This is a genomic window from Limosilactobacillus ingluviei DSM 15946, from assembly GCF_001435775.1.
Lineage (GTDB): Bacteria > Bacillota > Bacilli > Lactobacillales > Lactobacillaceae > Limosilactobacillus > Limosilactobacillus ingluviei.
Genome location: NZ_AZFK01000068.1, coordinates 1 through 360, shown reverse-complemented (window position 1 = coordinate 360; position 360 = coordinate 1). Strand labels below are relative to the sequence as shown.

Sequence of the window (360 nt, the reverse complement as noted above, 5' to 3'; positions counted from 1 at the left end):
ATACTTCATGAATACCTCGTAAGGTGTTTGATAGCCCAATGACTTGCGAGGAATGTTGTTCCGGTAGCTCATTATTTGAGCAACCTCTTCATCAGCTAGGTGGCGGAGATCGCGACCTTTGTGGAGTCCATCGCGCCGCAGAAGGCCGTTGTTGTTCTCGTTTAACCCCCGTTGGTTAGGTGCCCCCACCTCGGCAAAGTAGGTCTGGAGGTCAAATTGGTTGGCAATTGCTCGCCAGTCAGCGAACTCCTTCCCATTGTCGAAGGTAATCGACTTGAAGTAGTGGGGTGGAAACTTTGCCAGCCATTCCTGTAAGTGCTGGATCACACTGGTGGCCGTCTTACTATGGACGTTAAGAAT

General features: G+C 50.6%; 1 protein-coding gene. It reads right to left on the bottom strand.

Going from position 1 to position 360, the window contains the following annotated elements; genetic code table 11:
• Positions 1-360: IS30 family transposase (locus FC43_RS07270; protein ID WP_156648345.1), on the bottom strand; the 360-nt coding region annotated here is incomplete at both ends.